General features: G+C 69.3%; 17 protein-coding genes. 4 read left to right on the forward strand and 13 right to left on the reverse strand.

All coding sequences use genetic code 11. The annotated features are described in order from the left end of the window. Positions 1–256: 256 nt before the first annotated feature. The 3 genes from VGR67_15760 to VGR67_15770 are packed head-to-tail and all read right to left on the reverse strand — an operon-like array spanning position 257 to position 2360. Positions 257–1201, reverse strand: a complete 945-nt coding sequence (locus VGR67_15760; protein HEV8337868.1) for a cysteine synthase family protein — start codon at positions 1199–1201, stop codon at positions 257–259. Positions 1202–1230: 29 nt separating this feature from the next. After that, a complete protein-coding gene (locus VGR67_15765) occupies positions 1231–1731 on the reverse strand; it encodes a VOC family protein (protein HEV8337869.1) in 501 nt (166 codons plus the stop codon). A gap of 44 nt (positions 1732–1775) precedes the next feature. Further along, positions 1776–2360, reverse strand: a complete 585-nt coding sequence (locus tag VGR67_15770; GenBank protein HEV8337870.1) for an SgcJ/EcaC family oxidoreductase — start codon at positions 2358–2360, stop codon at positions 1776–1778. A gap of 269 nt (positions 2361–2629) precedes the next feature. On the opposite strand from VGR67_15770, the gene VGR67_15775 reads away from it, so the two are divergent. The 3 genes from VGR67_15775 to VGR67_15785 are packed head-to-tail and all read left to right on the forward strand — an operon-like array spanning position 2630 to position 5460. Then, a complete protein-coding gene (locus VGR67_15775) occupies positions 2630–3427 on the forward strand; it encodes a class I SAM-dependent methyltransferase (GenBank protein ID HEV8337871.1) in 798 nt (265 codons plus the stop codon). 45 nt (positions 3428–3472) lie between these two features. After that, on the forward strand, positions 3473–4492 hold the full coding sequence (locus VGR67_15780; protein ID HEV8337872.1) for a hypothetical protein: 1020 nt from the start codon (positions 3473–3475) through the stop codon (positions 4490–4492). Next, complete coding sequence (locus VGR67_15785; protein HEV8337873.1) at positions 4489–5460, forward strand: lysophospholipid acyltransferase family protein; 972 nt, start codon at positions 4489–4491, stop codon at positions 5458–5460. The genes VGR67_15780 and VGR67_15785 overlap by 4 nt, the downstream gene beginning before the upstream one ends. On the opposite strand, the gene VGR67_15790 is transcribed toward VGR67_15785, so the two are convergent. The 6 genes from VGR67_15790 to VGR67_15815 form a co-directional block, all read right to left on the reverse strand. Then, positions 5441–6238 carry a hypothetical protein gene (locus VGR67_15790; GenBank protein HEV8337874.1) on the reverse strand — a complete coding sequence of 266 codons (798 nt, stop codon included), beginning with the start codon at positions 6236–6238 and terminating at the stop codon, positions 5441–5443. The two genes, VGR67_15785 and VGR67_15790, sit on opposite strands and share 20 nt — an antisense overlap. Beyond that, on the reverse strand, positions 6235–7410 hold the full coding sequence (locus VGR67_15795; GenBank protein HEV8337875.1) for a class I SAM-dependent methyltransferase: 1176 nt from the start codon (positions 7408–7410) through the stop codon (positions 6235–6237). The genes VGR67_15790 and VGR67_15795 overlap by 4 nt, the downstream gene beginning before the upstream one ends. Before the next feature lie 17 nt (positions 7411–7427). After that, on the reverse strand, positions 7428–8159 hold the full coding sequence (locus tag VGR67_15800; GenBank protein ID HEV8337876.1) for an SDR family oxidoreductase: 732 nt from the start codon (positions 8157–8159) through the stop codon (positions 7428–7430). 434 nt (positions 8160–8593) lie between these two features. Continuing rightward, a complete protein-coding gene (locus VGR67_15805) occupies positions 8594–9817 on the reverse strand; it encodes a beta-ketoacyl synthase N-terminal-like domain-containing protein (GenBank protein HEV8337877.1) in 1224 nt (407 codons plus the stop codon). Next, positions 9807–11081, reverse strand: coding sequence for a beta-ketoacyl-[acyl-carrier-protein] synthase family protein (locus VGR67_15810; GenBank protein HEV8337878.1), 1275 nt, complete (start codon positions 11079–11081; stop codon positions 9807–9809). The genes VGR67_15805 and VGR67_15810 overlap by 11 nt, the downstream gene beginning before the upstream one ends. After that, positions 11068–11358, reverse strand: coding sequence for a phosphopantetheine-binding protein (locus VGR67_15815; GenBank protein HEV8337879.1), 291 nt, complete (start codon positions 11356–11358; stop codon positions 11068–11070). The genes VGR67_15810 and VGR67_15815 overlap by 14 nt, the downstream gene beginning before the upstream one ends. Before the next feature lie 56 nt (positions 11359–11414). Here VGR67_15815 and VGR67_15820 point away from each other — a divergent pair, with 56 nt between their 5' ends. Continuing rightward, complete coding sequence (locus VGR67_15820) at positions 11415–12302, forward strand: polysaccharide deacetylase family protein (GenBank protein ID HEV8337880.1); 888 nt, start codon at positions 11415–11417, stop codon at positions 12300–12302. 109 nt (positions 12303–12411) lie between these two features. On the opposite strand, the gene VGR67_15825 is transcribed toward VGR67_15820, so the two are convergent. The 4 genes from VGR67_15825 to VGR67_15840 form a co-directional block, all read right to left on the reverse strand. Then, entirely contained in the window at positions 12412–13374 is a 963-nt protein-coding gene (locus tag VGR67_15825) for a prohibitin family protein (GenBank protein HEV8337881.1), read from the reverse strand. Between the two features lie 164 nt (positions 13375–13538). Continuing rightward, positions 13539–14414, reverse strand: a complete 876-nt coding sequence (locus VGR67_15830) for a polyphosphate kinase 2 family protein (protein HEV8337882.1) — start codon at positions 14412–14414, stop codon at positions 13539–13541. 87 nt (positions 14415–14501) lie between these two features. Further along, positions 14502–15077 carry a TMEM175 family protein gene (locus tag VGR67_15835; protein HEV8337883.1) on the reverse strand — a complete coding sequence of 192 codons (576 nt, stop codon included), beginning with the start codon at positions 15075–15077 and terminating at the stop codon, positions 14502–14504. 64 nt (positions 15078–15141) lie between these two features. Next, entirely contained in the window at positions 15142–16380 is a 1239-nt protein-coding gene (locus VGR67_15840) for an NAD(P)/FAD-dependent oxidoreductase (protein HEV8337884.1), read from the reverse strand. Positions 16381–16415 lie beyond the last annotated feature (35 nt).

Here is a 16415-nt window from a genome sequence, read left to right on the forward strand (position 1 = left end):
AGCCGCGTCGGCGCCATCCGCAACGCCCAGCAGGGCTACTTCAACATCGAGGACCGCGACCCCTTCTCCCCCGAGTTCAAGAAGATCCGCGTCGTCACCACCGTCCAGTATTTCCTGAAAGACTGAGCCGCCTCGTTTTCAAAGGCGACCCACGGGGAGGCTGCTAAAAAGCTTCAGGCATCAGTGTGCTCGAAAAGTTAGAGCGCCACCTTGGCGCTGCTCGGTGACTCGGAAAGGATCCGCCCGAGTCGCCGCTCTATCGATACAGATCGCCCTGGAGGTATTTCAGGCCCGAGTCGACGATCACGGTGACGACGCGCTTGCCGGGGCCGAGCTGCTTCGCGAGGCGCTGGGCAGCCCAGACGTTGGCACCGCTCGTGATCCCGCCGAAGATCCCTTCTTCTTTCGCCAGGCGCCGCGCGGTCGCCTGGGCGTCGTCGTCGGTGACCGCGATGATCTCGTCGGCCAGATCGAGCCGGCAGATCTTCGGGACGAAGCCGGGGCCGATGCCTTCCTGGCGATGCCCACCGGGCTTTCCTTCTCCCGAGAGCGCCCGTGACGTGGCCGGCTCGGTGGCGGCGCAGCGGATCGCGGGGAGGCGCTCCTTGAGCCTCTCGGCGTTCCCGGAGAAGCAGCCTCCCGTCCCGACGCCCATCACAAACGCGTCGACTTTCCCTCCGAGCGCTTCCAGGATCTCGTCGGCCATCGCGTGGTAGGCGGCGCGATTGTCGGTGTTGTTGAACTGATCGGTCCAGAAGGTCTGCGGCTCGGCGGCGAGCTCCCGGACACGCCCAATCAGAGTCTGGATGAGCTCCGGGGTGATTCTCCGGTTCTCGCTCTTGACGATGAGCAGCTCCGCCCCGAAGGCCCGCATCGTCTGCAGCTTCTCCTCCGCGAAGGCGTCCGAGGAGGCGAAGAGCGCCCGGTAGCCTTTCGCCGCGCACACCATCGCCAGCGAGCTTCCGGTGCTGCCGCCGGTGTAATCGATGACCCGGCTGCCGGGCTCGAGCTCCCCGCGGCGCTCCGCCCCTTCCACCATCGACAGCGCCATCCGATCCTTCATGCTACCGGTCGGGTTCGCGCCCTCCCACTTCACGTAGATCTCGGCCCCGTCGCGCGCCGGGAGGCGCTCGAGGCGGATCAGAGGAGTCCTGCCGATCGATCCAAGCATGTTCCTTAGGGCGTTTCGTTCCGGGGTCATCGTTCCTCCTCTTGATCCTGGGTGCGGGTTCAGGGGGGCGTGTCGAGCTCCGCCAGAAGCGATTCCAGATCGAGCGGGTCGGTCTTCATGTTCACGGCTCCGCCGGCGCCGCGCGGCCATTCGTCGCGCGGCCGATCCCGGTACAGCTCCAGCCCGTTGCCGTCGGGATCGCGCAGATAGAGCGCCTCGCTGACGCCATGGTCGCTGGCGCCTTCGAGCGGAACGCCGGCGGCGAGCAGGCGCCGCAGGGCGTCGGCCAGGGATCGCCGATCGGGATAGCGGATGGCCACGTGGTAGAGTCCCGTCGATCGCCGCGGCGGCGGCGAGCCGCCCTGGCTCTCCCAGACGTTCATCCCGATGTGGTGGTGATAGCCTCCGGCCGAGACGAAAGCGGCCGAGTCGCCGTAGCGCTGCGTCAGCTCGAACCCCAGAACGTCGCGATAGAAGGAGAGCGCCCGCTCGAGGTCGGCCACCTTCAAGTGGACGTGCCCGATGTCGACTCGAGGGTCGATCGGCTCGGTGTTGGCCATCGCCATGCCCTCCGGAGAGGGAGCCCGCCCCAGGGACGGGCGGCTTACGTCTTCGGCGCCAGGTCTTTTCCCTCTTCCTTGCTGTCCGAATCGTCGGTGTTGAATATCAGCCGCGCGATCTTCCACGATCCCGGCGCCTCCCGCTTCAGGATCCAGAGGTACCTCACCCAGACCTCGATCTCCTCCCGCGTCACGGGATCGGTCGTGACGAGCGTCACGTCGATCCGCTCGAAGGCCCAGTCGGAGAGGATTCGGTCCTCCTGCACGTCGAACTCGAGCGTCGAAGGGTTTTCCTCCAGGATGTCGTTGAAGTAGGCGGCGATCTCTTCCTTCCCCTCGCAGGTCGCCTCTTCGGCCGGGATGAGGACGGCGTCCTCGGTGAAAAGCTCCATGAGCCGGTCGATGTTCCCCTCGTTGTGCGCCTTGAGGAAGCTCTCCCGGAGCTTCGCGATCGCCTCCACCTCGGCCGCATCGGGCTTCGCGGCGGCGGCCTTCGCGGGAGTCGCCTCCTTGCGGCAGGCGGGGATCAGGAGGCAGAAAGCCAAGGCGAGACTCGCGAGGAAGAGAGGGTGGAAACGGGCGGGCATCTCGGGTTTCATCCACTTGGCCGAACGGCCGTCGATCTCCATCGTTCCTCCTGTCGGCGCCGAGAGGGTGTGCCCAGGCCGGCCGGCTCGCGAAATCTGGCTCTCGGGCGCCAGCGCCTCGAGAATCGAGGCAAATTGCCCCCGCCTTCCAGACTGCAGCCACCTACCGCCGGCGGCCCCGCCGGCCGCGGCATCAGTCCAAGCACCCTCTTTGGGGCGGGAACAGAGTCCTTTCCGGCGGCACGACTCCCGGAGGATAACACGGCCGAACCCGGGGTCAATTCCCGGACTTCCCCCCGGAAGGTATGGTAGTGTTCGCCGTGACCATGCATGTCTCGTCGACGCTGCCTTCCGGAAGTTCGCCAGGGGATGGGCCCGATCCGCTGCATCCTCACCCGCCTCTGAAGCGATACTACGCGAGCGAAGAGGAGCGGCGGAAGCGCGTCAGCCGGTGGTTCGACCAGGCCGCGGCGCACTACAACTTCATCACGCAGGCGATGAGCCTCGGCTCGGGGCATCGCTACCGGAAGCGGGCGCTGGCGCGCGCCGGCCTGGCGCGCGGCATGAAAGTCCTGGACGTCGCCTGCGGGACGGGCATCCTCTCCTCGCACGCCCAACGGATCGTCGGAGAGGAGGGTCTCGTGGTCGGCCTCGATCTCAGCGCCGGCATGCTCCGGCAGGCGCGGCGAGGCGGCGTGCGCCACCTCGCCCAGGGCGACGCCGAGCTGCTTCCGGTGGCGAGCGGGCAGTTCGACTTCCTCGACATGGGCTACGCGCTGCGCCACGTCGCCGACCTGCGCGCCACGTTTCAAGAGTTCCGGCGCGTGCTGAAGCCCGGGGGAAAAATCCTGATCCTGGAAATCACGCCGCCCCGCTCCCGCTTCCGGCTCGGCCTGGTGCGCCTCTGCCTCGGACGGGTGGTCCCGATGATCGCCCTGCTGGTGGGCGGCGGGCGGGGATCGCAGGAGCTGATGAAGTACTACTGGGACACCATCGAGACTTGCGTCGCGCCGCCGGTCATCCTCGCGGCGCTTCGGGAAGCGGGCTTCTCGAGCGCCGAGCGGCACGTGGAGCTGGGCATCTTCAGCGAGTACCTGGCGGCAAGCTGAGCGTCGCCTCGCCGGCGAGCGGCGGCGATCTGGAGGAACCGGACCTTGGTTTCGCTGGAACTCCCGGTCGGATCCCGCGAGCCCCGCGTCGAGCTCCTGGTCGTGGAGGCCGAGCGCCTGGAGGCCGAGCTGGCGCGCCGGCGCGGCCGCGTCCTGATGGCCAAACGCTACGGCGGCCCCCTGGCGCGGCTCGACGCCGAGGCTCCCCTCGCCGAAGTGCCGAACCGGGTCCTGTGCGGCGCTCCCCGAGCCGAGATCTGGATCACACCGCGACCGGCCACGTGCCACCGCGCGAACGGGCTGACCTGGGCGGAGGACGGCCGCGCCCTGTTCGGCTGCTCGCGGCGCCGGGCCGGCGAGAGGACGGACGAGGACACGTTCGCGGCCTACCGCGAGGTCTTCGCCCTGCTCGACGAGCGCGGCTACCGAAACCTCCTGCGCGTCTGGAACTACCTGCCGCGGATCAATCAGGATCAGCGGGGCGTCGAATGCTACAAGCGCTTCAACGTCGGCCGGGCGCGCAGCTTCGAGGAGCGCTACGGCTGCTCGGTGGAAACCGAGTTCTCGGCGTCGACCGCGGTCGGCACTCCGGGGGAGGACCTGGTCGTCTGTTTCGCCGCCGGCCGCGAGCCGGGAATTCACCTGGAGAATCCCCGGCAGACCTGCGCCTACCGGTACCCGCCCGAGTACGGTCCGAAGAGCCCCTCCTTCGCGCGCGGAACGCTCGCTCCCGCCGGGTGGGGAGAGACCTTTTTCCTCTCGGGAACGGCGAGCGTGGTCGGCCACGAGACGAAGCATCCGGGGGACCCCCTGGGGCAGCTCGACGAGGCTCTCGCCAACATCGACGCGCTGCTGGACTGCGCCGCGGGGCGCAGCGGCAGGGGTCGCGCGGTGCGCGGCGCGCGGTTCGATCTGCTCAAGACCTACGTCCGGCGGCGAGAGGATTTCCCCGCCATTCGCGAGGCGCTCGCCAAGCGCCTCGACCCCGCCACGCCGGCGATCTACCTCGAGGCCGACATCTGCCGGAAGGACCTGCTGCTCGAGATCGAAGGGGTGTGGCGGTGATCGGATCTCCGGCCGCGCCCGGAACCGCGCGGCGGCTCGCGAGGCCGCCCCACGCTCCGGAGCGCGGATGGTCGTGGCGGCTCCTCCGATCTTTCCACGTCACCGGCGTGTTCTGGTATCGCTTCCATTGCTGGGTCGTACGGACCTTCCCGCCGCCGGTCCTGGTCCTCTTCATCTATTTTTTCCAGGTCGCCTTCTTCCTCTGCCTACGGCGGATCCGCGCGGCGATCGCCTCGAATCTCGAGCCGGTCCTCGGTGCGTGCGGATGGTGGGAGAGGCAGCGGCGGATTTGGAGGACGATGCTGTCCTTCGGCTGGTGCCTGACGGAGCGCTACGAGCGCCTGAGCACGCAGCGGCCGTTCCACCTGGAGATGGAAAACGCCGCCCACCTGATGGAGGTGTCGGGGCCCGGCGCCGGCATCCTGTTCGTCACGGCGCACCTGGGAAACTACGAGGTCGGCTCGATGCTGCCGGCGGAGGTGGGGAGCCGTCCGGTCCACCTGGTCCGCGAGCCGGAGGCCGACCCGAAGGCGCAGGCCTTCATCCAGGACGTCCTGGCGGGATTCACTCAGACGCGCTACTCGATGCACTTCCAGAACAGCGACCCGCTCCAGGGGCTTGCGCTCCTGGACGCTCTGCGGCGCGGGGAAATCGTGGCGGTGCAGGGCGATCGGCCGCGCGCCGGGACGCGGGCGATCGAGGCGACGCTCTTCGGGAAGCCGTTCCCGCTGCCGCCGGGCCCCGCCGCGCTGGCGCGGACCTCCGGAGTCCCGATGCTCCCGGTGTTCGTCTTCCGCGAGCGGCGGCGGCGCTACCGCGTCGTGTTCCGCCCGCCGATCCGCGTGGCGCGCACCGACGACGCCTCCGCCGATCTCACCACCGCGATGCGGCAGGTGGCGGCGGAAGTCGAATGGGCGATCCGCGCCGCCCCCCACCAGTGGTTCTGCTTCAAACAGCTTTGGCCGTGAGCCAGGTGCTGAGGCTGCCGGCGGCGACGATCTCGCCGGCCGCTCCCACCTCGAAACGATAAGTGCTCAAAGGGGGCGCCAGTCCCGCCAGGCGGACGAACGCGGTGTGCGGTCGTCCCGCTTCGATCCGCGGCCGGGCGAATCGCACGTCCCGCGCTCCGACGAGGTAGCCGAGGAGAGCCCCTTCATTCCCCCCGCCTCGGCGGCGCTGAAGCGCTTCGAACACGGCCGCCGTCTGGGCCGCCATCTCGAGCGCCGCCAGAGCCGGCGCCGAGCCTGCCCCGGCGAGCGCGCACGCGGCCGGCACGCTGGCCGAGCAGGCGATCTCCTCCATGCTCCCGCCTTCGACGCCTTCCACGAAGCGCATCGGCGCGCGGTGCGGAATCAGCTCGTCGAGAGGAGGTACGTCAGGCAGAGGCCGAATCTCCCGGCCCATCGACGCGGCGATCGGGGAAAAGGGCGAGCCGAGCGCGACGAGGCCCTGGGCGACGATTTCCGCGTCACGGCGCACTGCCAGCCGGGTCGTCTTGTCGATCGCCGTCCCGCCGCTGGCATCCACCTGAAGCCTCTCGCCGGGCCCGACCAGGCGGCGGAATCGAAGCGAGTGAATCTCGGTGAGCGCCGGAGCGGCGACGCCGGGATCGATGGCGCGCAGGCCAAGGTCGAGAAGACAGACGCCCGGCAGGATCGGACGCCCCGGGAAGTGTCCTTCGAAGAGGATCCCGGAGGCGGGGATGGCGAGCGGGCGCCGGACGGCTGCCCGCGGGTCCGGGCTCACGCGCGCACGGCCGTGATCGCGGCGACCACGAACGCCGGGCAGACGTCGCGGATCCGCGCGATGTCGGGATAGACCCTGGCGTCGCGAAAGCCGCAGGCGTGAAGGGCCGCGGTCCAGTTCTCCGGCGCCAGAAACCCGCCCCTCGGGCGCCAGGGCGCGACCAGGCGCGGGGCGCGGAACACCCCCAGGAGGTTGAACAGGAACTCGATGCCGACCGGCCGATCGGCGAAGGGGCGGATGCACTCGGAGAGAACCAGGGATCCCCCCGGCTTCAGGACGCTCCGGATCTCCCCCAGCGTGAATTCGAGATCGCGCGCGACGTGCAGCGTGTTGATCCCCGTGACCAGCGCGAAGGGCTCCGCCGGCAGGCCCGCCTCGGCGAAGGGACGATCCATGTCGAGCCGGCTGAAGGCAAGCGGGACGGCCGCGAATCTCGCCGAAAGCCGCCTCTGGCCGCGGCGCAGGAAGGAGGGGGCGATTTCGGTGAAGCGGTAGGCCCGGATCCCCCCGGCCCGTCCGGTCTGGGCGAAGCGCTCCAGAATCGCCTCCGCCCCGCTTCCGAGGCCGCCGCCGAGCTCGAGGATCTCTCCTCCGGAAGGCAGAGCCCGCTCCGCCGCCAGAGCGCCGAGACGGTTGCTGATCGCGTAGATTGGGTTGTCGTTGGAGAAGTACTCGAACCAGGCCCCGATCCGATCGGGCGCGAACAGCGCCTCCTCGCCGCTCACCTCGCCGTGGAGCACCGCCGGGTAGTGTCCGGCCGCGAGATCGGCCATCCGGTACGACGCCAGCGACGACGGGTCGTGCTTTTGTTGGGCGTCGAGGATCTCGCGGAGATCGGGATCGGCCGGAATCGCCGCGACCCGATAGCGCCCTCCAACCTCGCGCGCGGCGATCCCCCGGGCAGCCAGCGTGGCGAGCAGCCATTCGACGGGCACGGGAGCGGCGGCCGGGTCGAGTCCGGCGCGCGCCGCGATCTCCGCGGCCGTCCCCGGCTCGCGCGCGGCCGGCTCGAGCCCCAGCTCGCCCGCGATCCGGACCGCGAGCCGCCCGACGTATTCTTCGAAGAGAACGCACGACCCGATGAAACGATCGTCGAACAGGGGAAGCAGCTCGGCGGGGAGCAGCCGCTCGAGGCGCTCGTCGCGTCCGGCTCGGAAGGCGGCAGGGAGCATCGAATCCCTCGCGGCGCTCAGGCCGAGGAGCCCGCGTCGACGACCAGCGTCTGGCCGGTGACGGAGGCGGCGCCCTCGGAGAGGAGGAACACCACCGACGCCGCCACCGAGACGGCGGTCACGCCGGCCGGCAGCGCTTCGGTGGCTCGCAGGGCGGCGACCTTCTCGGGCGTGGCGTCCGCGACCATCTCGGTCGGGACGAAACCGGGGATCACGGCGTTGACCCGGATGCCGCGCGAGCCGACCTCGCGGGCGAGGGAGCGCGTCAGCCCCAGGATCCCGGCCTTGGCGGCCCCATAGGCGGTCTGCCCCGCGACGCCGCGCATCGCGGTCAGGGACGACACGTTGACGATCGATCCGGCCCGCCGGCTCACCATCCGCGGGATCACCGCCCGGCAGCAGCGGAAGACCCCTCCGAGGTTCGCGTCGATCAGCTCCTCCCAGGCTTCGTCGGGGAGCGCCGCCAGGAGCGCGTCCTTCCGGACGCCGGCGTTGTTCACGAGACCGGCGATCGGCCCGACCTGCTCCTCGACCTCCAGGACGAGCTCGCCCGGGCGCCGGCGATCCAGCAGGTCGAAGCGGTAGGCCCGCGCCGCGCCGTCCAGCTCGGCGCACAGGCGCTTCGCCTCCTCTTCCCGCGCGCGCCAGGTGAACGCGACCTTCCATCCGCCGGCGGCCAGGGCGCGGACCACCTCGCTGCCGATCCCTCGGCTTCCTCCCGTCACCAGAGCGACTTTCGATGTCGACATCGCGCATCACTCCATTCGGCTGTGGCGTCTGTTCACCGAATCCATTGAGCTCGCGCTGCTCTCGGCCCTGGCCCGTTCCGCGCTAGAATCACCTCGTAGCCTCTTTCCAATGCAAGCCGAATCCCACACACGACAACGACTGGCAAGGTGAGAAGTGTCAGCTGGCTATGTACGGCACTATAGATGAAGGCCGGCAAACCAACTTCCGTGAGCGTCCCCTTGTTACTAAGGTAGTGATGGTTGCCGTTGGACGATCGCCAGTCGGCCGTGCCGCCGATCACCGCGCAAACCGTCCAGAAAACCAGAAAATTCAGCATTGCGGCGCCACAAATTGCCTGGAGCAATCTGTTCCTGGCTGGCTTCATAGGATCCACAACTTCATGGGTCGTGGATGCGGCGCGCCACGCGTCCGTCAGGCGCTTTTCCCCCGTCCGTCAGGACGCTCTCTCCAGGAGGAGCCAGGCGGCCGCGCCGCCCGAAGCGAGCCCCGTGAGCAGGACGCGCGCCCGCTTCTCCGGCACCGCGCCGCGATGCGGCGAGAAGCCGATTTCGGGGTCGAGCTCCGGCGCCTCGGGGAACGGCGCAAGCGCCTTCCCTTCCAGGGCGAGCAGCCCCGCGGCGAGAATCCCGCCGCCATATTCTCCGGTGACCGCCTTGGGCGTCATTACCGGCGGAAGGGGCGCCTCACCCCAGACCGCCTTCAGGACGCGGGCTTCAAGAAGGTCACCGCGCTTTGCTCCCGAGGCTCCGGAGACGATCATGGAAATCCCGGCCGCTCCGCCGGCCGTCGCGAGGCCCGCCCGCAGCGCGGCGGCGAGCGCGTCGTGTCCCGTGCCCCAGTCGGTCACGCCGGCGGTGGCGTCGAACGCGGCGCCGCTCCACCTCACCCGCGCCAGGATCCTCGCGCCGCGGGCGCGCGCCGCATCCTCGCGCTCGAGGACGAGGAGGCTCGCGCCTTCCCCCGCCAGGATACCGTTGCGGCGCCGGTCGAGGGGCCGGGGCTGCTCGGCGAGCTTCTCCTCCGCCTGAGCCAGAGCCCCGAAGCGTCCCAGAAGGGCGTGCAGCAGCGGCGGAATCTCTTCGACGGCCCCGGCCAGCGCCCGGTCCACTCTCCCCTCCCGCACCGCCTGCGCGCCCCGCCCCACCGCGAGCAGCGGCCCCGCCTCCCGCTGGACGATCGTGACGTTCGGGCCGCGCGCGCCGACCGCGATCGCCAGCTGCGCCGCGGGGGTGTTCGCGACGCATTCCGAGAAGTAGAAGGGCTGGGCCGCCTCCGCCCCTTCGAGGAAGATCTGCCGCAACAGCTTCTCGGTGTTGTGGACGGGACCGAAGGCGGTGGCCAGGTAGACGCCGGCGCGGCCTCCCTCGGAGGCGACCGTCTCGATCCCGGCGTCCGGCAGCGCCATCTTGCCGGCAGCCACGGCCAGCTTGGAGGGAAAGCTCATCCGCCGGGCGGCGGCCGGGGGAATCCAGCGCGACAGGTCGGGCTCGCGGATCAGCGCGGCGAGCCGGGAGCCCCCTTCGCGGTGCCAGCCACCGCCGCGATCCACCTCCGAAGCGACCGGCTTGCCCGCGGCCAGCGCCTTCGCCAGCGCCTCGCGCCCGAATCCATAGGGACCGATCGTCCCGAGCCCGGTCACGACCGTCTCAATCGGCATCGCGATCCTCCGGGCGGGGACGGGAGAAGATGAGCGCGGCGTTCGCACCGCCGAAAGCGAGGCTGGTGGAGAGCGCATGACGCGCTCGCTTCAGCTTGAGCGGCGAGCCCAGGACCAGCTGCACGCCAATCGCCGGATCGGACTCCCCTTCGGCGGGCATCGGGTGGACCTCCCCGGCGACCAGGCAGAGGATCGTCGCCACCGCCTCGACCGCTCCGGCCGAGCCCAGCAGGTGCCCGACCAGCGACTTGGTGGAAGTCACCGGAAGCTCGCGCGCCCGCTCGCCGAACACGGAGGCGAGCGCTTCGCATTCGGCGAGGTCGTTCAGCGGCGTTCCCGTTCCGTGGGCGTTGACGAAATCGATCTCGCCGGGATCGAGCTGGGCGTCGGCCAGCGCGGCGCCGATCGCCTCCGCCGCGCCGGCCCCGAGAGGATGAGGGGCGGTCATGTGATAGGCGTCACAGGTCGCCGCCTCGCCGGCCGCCACCGCGAGCGGCCGGGCCCCGCGCGCCAGAACGCGCTCGAGCGGCTCGAGCACGATCACGCCGGCGCCCTCGCCGATCGACAGCCCGGCGCGATCCTTGCGAAAGGGGCGGCAGGGGCGCTCGTCGACCGACCTCAGGGCGTTGAATCCGGCGTAGGTGAGGCGGCAAAGCGAGTCGGATCCTCCCGTAATCGCCGTTTCGACCTCGCCCGAGCGGACGGCGCGGAGGGCGTCGCCGATCGCCATCCCGCCCGAAGCGCACGCGGCGGAGACGGTCTGGACGGGGCCGCCGATTCCGATCTCGCGCGCCACCGCGTCGCCCGGGGCGTTGTATTGCTGCGGGGCGAGAATGCTCATCCGCGGGAGTCTCCGGCGCGCGCCCCCTTCGGCGGCCAGCAGCGCCTCGAAGTAGCGCTCGTTCTCGAGCATCCCGCCCGTGCTGCTGCCGAAATAGACGCCGGCCCGCCGCGTCCAGTCGCCGCCGCCGAGCCCCGCCTGCGACAGCGCCTCGCGGGCGGCGCAGACGGCGTAGCGATCGGCGAGGGAGATGCGCGCCGGTTTGCCGCGGGGCCGCGGCGCGGCGCGGGCGAGATCGACCTGGGCGGCGACATGAGTGCGATAGCCCGAATGGTCGAAACGATCGAACGGACCGATGGAAGTCTTGCCGGATCGCAGGCCGTTCCAGGTGGAGGGGACGTTCCAGCCGAAAGGAGTTACCGCGCCGAGCCCGGAGACGACGACGGTGCGGGGACGGGCAGGGGCGCGATCAACTCGCGGCATCCGCGTTCCCCGCGGCGGCGAGGCGTCGCTCGATGAAGGCCGCCAGAGCGCCGACGGACGCGAACGCCTCCCGGCCGACCTCGTGGCTCTGAATCGGAATCTTGAACTCTTTCTCGAGCGCGACGACCAGCTCGAGGGCGTCGACGGAGTCGAGCCCGAGGCCTTCTCCGAAGAGCGGGGAGTCGTCGGCGATGTCGGAAGGAGCGAGCCCATCCAGACGGAGGGCGCTTACCAGGAGGGACTTGATCTTCGAGCGAATCGTCGGACTTTCCGGCATCTCTTGACCCTGCCCGTCCGGCGGCGTTAGGCTCAGACGCCCGTTTCCACGAAAAGGTGAAGGAGTATAGCACGGATCCCCTCGTCGCCAAGCCCGAGACGCCGCTGCTTCGCCCCGCATCCCGCTCCTGGCGAGCCTCCGCGCTGATGCGCGTTTCGGCGGGGATGCACGCGGGGGCGCTCGGGACGCTGATCTTCGCCCCGCGCGCCTGGCCGGGCGTTCTCGGGGCGATCGCCGCCGATCACTTGACCGTGGTCGGCGCCGGCCTGCTGCCGCGCAGCGCCTGGCTGGGCCCGGTTCTCGTGCGCCTCCCGGGCCCCGCCGAGGCCCGGCGGGAGATCGCCCTGACGTTCGACGACGGCCCCGATCCGGCGACGACGCCCCGGATTCTCGATCTCCTCGAGGCGAGAGCGGCCCGCTCGACCTTCTTCTGCATCGGCCGCCGAGTCGAAGAGCGCCCGGAGCTTGCCGCCGAAATCGTCCGGCGCGGCCATCGGGTGGAGAACCACTCCTACCGGCACCCCGCTGGCTTCTGGTTCCTGCCGCCGGCGGCGCTGCGCGCCGAGATCGAGCGCGGCCAGGAGGCGATCGCCGGGGCGGCGGGCCGGGCTCCGCGGCTCTTCCGGGCCCCGGCCGGCATCCGGAGCCCCCTTCTCGAGCCGGCGCTCGCGCAGGCCGGGCTCGATCTGGTGGCCTGGACGCGGCGCGGATTCGACACCGTGACGGGGAAGTCGGAGGCGGTCCTGGGCCGGCTGCTTCGCGGCCTCTCGCCCGGCGACATCCTGCTCCTCCACGACCGGGCCGCCCGGCGCACGGCCTCCGGTTCCCCCGTCGTCCTGGAAGTGCTCCCGCGCCTGCTCGACGCCATCGACGCGGCGGGACTCAAGCCGGTGCCGCTCGGACCGCCGGCGCCGGGGCTCGAGCGATTGCCGGCCGCCCGATGAGACCCGCCGGCCTGGGGCGAGGCGGCGCTCCGGTCATGCCGGCCTGAAGCCTCGCCTCGACGGAGAGGCTCGGCCGGCGGCGCCAGGACCGAATCCCGCCCGGAAGGCCTCAGCGGCCCGCCTTCGGCTCCAGGATCCCCTTCAGATCCATGATCGTGTTCTGGTCGGAGATGATCACCGAGATCTTGTCGGAGAGCTTGTCGACGTAGAGGTACTTGATGTAGTTCGGATTCCGTTGCAGGGCCTGGGTCACCGTCTCGATCGCCCGCGCCCTTCCTTGGGCCTCGATCACCTTGCGCTCCGCCTCCCGCTGCTCCTTTTCCAGCACGTACTTCATCTGCTCGGCCGCCTGCTGGGCGATCTGCTTCGCCTCGATCGCTTTGGCGAAATCGTCGGTGAAGCGGACGTCCCGGAGGACCACCTCGTCGATCAAGAAGCCGTCCTTCTCCACCAGCTGCTTGATCTTGGCGTTGATTTCGTCCTGGATGGCGGAGCGCTTGGAGGAATAGACGTCCATCACGGCGTACTCGGAGATCACCAGCCGGATCACCGACCGCACCGCCGGGCGGATGATTTTCTCCTCGTAGTCGGGGCCGATCCGCTGGTGGATGTCCACCACCCGGTCCGGCTGCAGGTGGTGCCAGACGGTGATGTCGATACCGACCTGAAGCCCTTCCCGGGTCGGGGACCAGAGCGAGTCGTCGACCTGCGACCGCCTTCCCTCCCCTCGCGCCCCCGCCATGGTGTATTCCAGCCGCCGCAGATCGTAGACCTGGCTCTGCGTGATGAAGGGAGGAACGAGCGTGACTCCCTGGCGGGCGAGCCGGAACGATTTCGACAGGGTGTTGAACACGACCAAGGCATGTCCGACGGGGACGACTCGGATCGAAGCGGGGATCGACAGGAGGAGGACGAGCAGCAGCGCGGCCAGGACGAGCCAGCGGATCAAGCTGCCGGGGGCGGGAAGCTGCCGGCGGCCGTCGGGGCGCAGGACCGTGATGCCGCGCCGGCGGAGCAGCTGGGCCGCGACGGCGGCGAGCAACAGCAGCGCCAGGAAGAGGGCGACGCCCATGCTGAGTCACCCCACGAGCCGGACGATCCGGCGGCCGGGAAGGATAGCACGCCGGCCGCCGGGTGTCATTCGCGGCCGGAAGAGCCTTCCCGCCTCGCCGGCAAGCGAACGGAATCCTCGCGGCCGGCATCGAAGAAGCGACTCTCAGGCTTCGGGCGCCGCGATTACTCCGCCAGCAGCTCTCGGTGCGCCGCGACCAGCTCCGCGCGCTGGCGCTTGTCCATCTTCGGGAATCGCAGATCGAGAGATTCGAGGGCTTCCACGACCACCTCGGCGACGACCAGGCGCGTGAACCACTTGTGGTCCGCCGGCACGACGTGCCAGGGAGCCTGCTGCGTCGCCGTGCTCCGGATCATCTCCTCGTAGGCCTTCCTGTAAGCGCGCCAGTGCCGCCGCTCCCTCACGTCCTCCGCGCGGAACTTCCAGTTCTTCTCCGGCTCGTCGAGCCGGCTGAGAAACCGCTTCTTCTGCTCCTCCGGCGAGACATGGAGGAAGAACTTGCGGAGCAGCACGCCGTTCCGGCCCAGGTAGCGCTCGTAGGCGTTGATGTCCTCGAAGCGCTGCTTCCAGATCTCCTTGCCGACCAGCCGCTGGGGGAGGTTCTGCCTCGCCAGCAGCTCGGGATGGACCCGCACCACGAGGACTTCCTCGTAATAGGAGCGGTTGAAGATGCCGATTCGCCCCCGTTCGGGCAGGCAGCGGTTGACGCGCCAGAGGTAATCGTGGTCCAGCTCCTCCCGGGACGGGGCCTTGAAAGAGAAGACCTGGCAACCCTGCGGGTTGATCCCCGACATGACGTTCCGGATGGTGCCGTCCTTCCCGGCGGCGTCCATCGCCTGGAAGATCAGGAGCAGCGCCCAGCGATCCTGCGCGAAGAGCTTCGGCTGAAGCTCGCCCAGGCGCGCGAGGCCGCGGTCCAGCCGCTTCCGCGCCTCGCTCTTCGACCGGATCCCGCCGGTGTCACGAGGATCGATCCGCTCGAGGCGAAACCGGTCGCCCGAGGCGATCCGGTACCGCTTTAGGGGAACGGGGGATTTCATCCTCTCCCTCTCACGGGCGAGCCCGCAACGATCGTGCGGGCGCGCGACCCGCCAAGGGGTTGCGACTCCGGCCGGAACACCGGCGCGTCATGGCGCCAGGGTCCGTTCGATGCGCTTGTCGGGAACGAGCCAGATCACCGCGACCAGGACGTAAAGGCCGAACGCCGTCCAGGGGCTCACGAAGGCCAGCGCGATGGCCACCATGTAGAGGACGGGGGAGATCTTTCCCTTGAAGTCGCGGCCGACGGCGGTCGCCAGGACGGAATCCTTGCCGTGAAGCGCGATGAGAGCACGGGTCAGGATGAAGTAGGCGATCGCGGCGAGCAGCAGAATCACGCCATAGAGCGCGACCGGCCACTCGGCGAAGTCGTTCTCGCCCATCCAGCCGGTCACGAAGGGAACGAGCGACAGCCAGAAGAGGAGGTGCATGTTGGCCCAGAGCACGCGCCCGTCGACGTGCTTGATGGCCTGGAGAAGGTGATGGTGGTTGTTCCAATAAATGGCCAGAAAGATGAAGCTGATTGCGTAGCTGAGAAAGACCGGGATGAGCGGGCGCAAGTCGCTCAATCCGGCCGCATGCGGCACCTTCAGCTCCAGCACCATGATGGTGATGAGGATGGCCAGGACGCCATCGCTGAAGGCCTCCATGCGTCCCTTGCTCATGGCGGATTGGCGCGCACGACGTGCGGTCCCCCTCCCGGGAGAAGGAATGCGTTGGCGGGGATTTCTACACCCAGAGCGGCCAGAGCCTCTCCGCCCTCCGTCTCACCTCCGAGAACGGGATGTCAGCGCGCTTGGCGTGGGCGAAAATGCTGAGGCCAAGGCGCGAGGTGGCGGCGGCGCGGAGCATGTGAAAGCGATTCTCGAAGAGGCTTCTCACGCTCATCCACGAGACGGCATCCGCCTCCGGTTTCCACCGTCTGTCGTAAAGACCGGCGGCCTCGAGGAGTTGGGCCGGCGACCCGCCTGCTTCGCCAATGCAGAGGTCCAGCGCCATCGCGGACTCCATCGCGGCGTTGACTCCCTGCCCAATCGGCGGGAACGCCGCGGCGGCGTCTCCGAGCAACACCGCCTTCCCGCCATGGAGCCGGGAACAAGTCAGCGTTTGGCCGATGTGGTAACAGGTGCGCTGCGCGAAGGCTGCAATCTTCTCCTCGCTCGTCAGCTCCAGGACGCGCGGAATGCGCAGGCGGAAAAATCGGCGGGCTTCCTCCGTGGACGAGAAGGCCTGCTTCGCCTTCGTTCCGACCGCGCAGAACCAGCGGGGCGTGTCGGATCCGTGATCTCCTTTGATGGCCCCCGCGACACAGAATGGTCGAGCGGACAATCCATGGAGATAGTTCTCGTCCATGCGATCCCCGACCCGATCGAGCTCGATCATCGTGCAGTAATTGGAATAGGACTTGGTCTCCACGGCGAATCCCGGAACTTGCTCGCGCAACGCCTTGCGCACCACCGATCCCGCTCCGTCTCCCCCGACGATGAAATCGAATCGCCTCGTCGTCCTGTCCGATGGGGCACCCAAGGTCAGGGCGCCGGTGTGGACGTCCACCGACTCCACGCGGCACTCGAAGTTCAGCGATATCCATTCCTTGTACTTGTCTTCGACCAGAGCCATCAGGGCACGCAGGATGTCCCCCCGGGAGCCGGTCCAACCGGGCAGGCTCCACTCTTCGGTCCTGCCGCCCGGGATCTTGAGGCCTTTGAATCGGATCATCCTTTCATCGAAGTAGGCGCAGGCATCGATGTGGCGCAGGGCTTTGAGCCCGTGCCCCGAAATATCGATCGTGTAGGAGCGATCGGGGTTGAAACGCGGCGCCCTCTCCGGATGAGCGTCTCGCTCGAAAATCGCGGTCCGAACCCCGCGGCGGGCAAGCGCGATCGCCGCCACCAGCGCGGCAGGACCGCTACCGACGAGCGCTATCTCCGCCGTCGCTTCCTTGTGGTTTGTGGGAATGACCGGCAAAACGATCTCCCTCCTTGACGCCGCCCCTCCACCCC

The sequence above is a fragment of the Candidatus Polarisedimenticolia bacterium genome, from assembly GCA_036004685.1.
In the GTDB taxonomy this organism is placed as follows: domain Bacteria; phylum Acidobacteriota; class Polarisedimenticolia; order Gp22-AA2; family AA152; genus DASYRE01.

Bases quoted from the DNA above. Each gene is read 5' to 3' on its own strand.
- VGR67_15760 (HEV8337868.1), bottom strand. From the start codon at position 1,201: ATGACCCCGGAACGAAACGCCCTAAGGAACATGCTTGGATCGATCGGC.
- VGR67_15830 (HEV8337882.1), bottom strand. From the start codon at position 14,414: ATGAAATCCCCCGTTCCCCTAAAGCGGTACCGGATCGCCTCGGGCGAC.
- VGR67_15800 (HEV8337876.1), bottom strand. From the start codon at position 8,159: ATGTCGACATCGAAAGTCGCTCTGGTGACGGGAGGAAGCCGAGGGATC.
- VGR67_15835 (HEV8337883.1), bottom strand. From the start codon at position 15,077: ATGAGCAAGGGACGCATGGAGGCCTTCAGCGATGGCGTCCTGGCCATC.
- VGR67_15810 (HEV8337878.1), bottom strand. From the start codon at position 11,081: ATGCCGCGAGTTGATCGCGCCCCTGCCCGTCCCCGCACCGTCGTCGTC.
- VGR67_15770 (HEV8337870.1), bottom strand. From the start codon at position 2,360: ATGGAGATCGACGGCCGTTCGGCCAAGTGGATGAAACCCGAGATGCCC.
- VGR67_15765 (HEV8337869.1), bottom strand. From the start codon at position 1,731: ATGGCCAACACCGAGCCGATCGACCCTCGAGTCGACATCGGGCACGTC.
- VGR67_15795 (HEV8337875.1), bottom strand. From the start codon at position 7,410: ATGCTCCCTGCCGCCTTCCGAGCCGGACGCGACGAGCGCCTCGAGCGG.
- VGR67_15815 (HEV8337879.1), bottom strand. From the start codon at position 11,358: ATGCCGGAAAGTCCGACGATTCGCTCGAAGATCAAGTCCCTCCTGGTA.
- VGR67_15805 (HEV8337877.1), bottom strand. From the start codon at position 9,817: ATGCCGATTGAGACGGTCGTGACCGGGCTCGGGACGATCGGTCCCTAT.
- VGR67_15825 (HEV8337881.1), bottom strand. From the start codon at position 13,374: ATGGGCGTCGCCCTCTTCCTGGCGCTGCTGTTGCTCGCCGCCGTCGCG.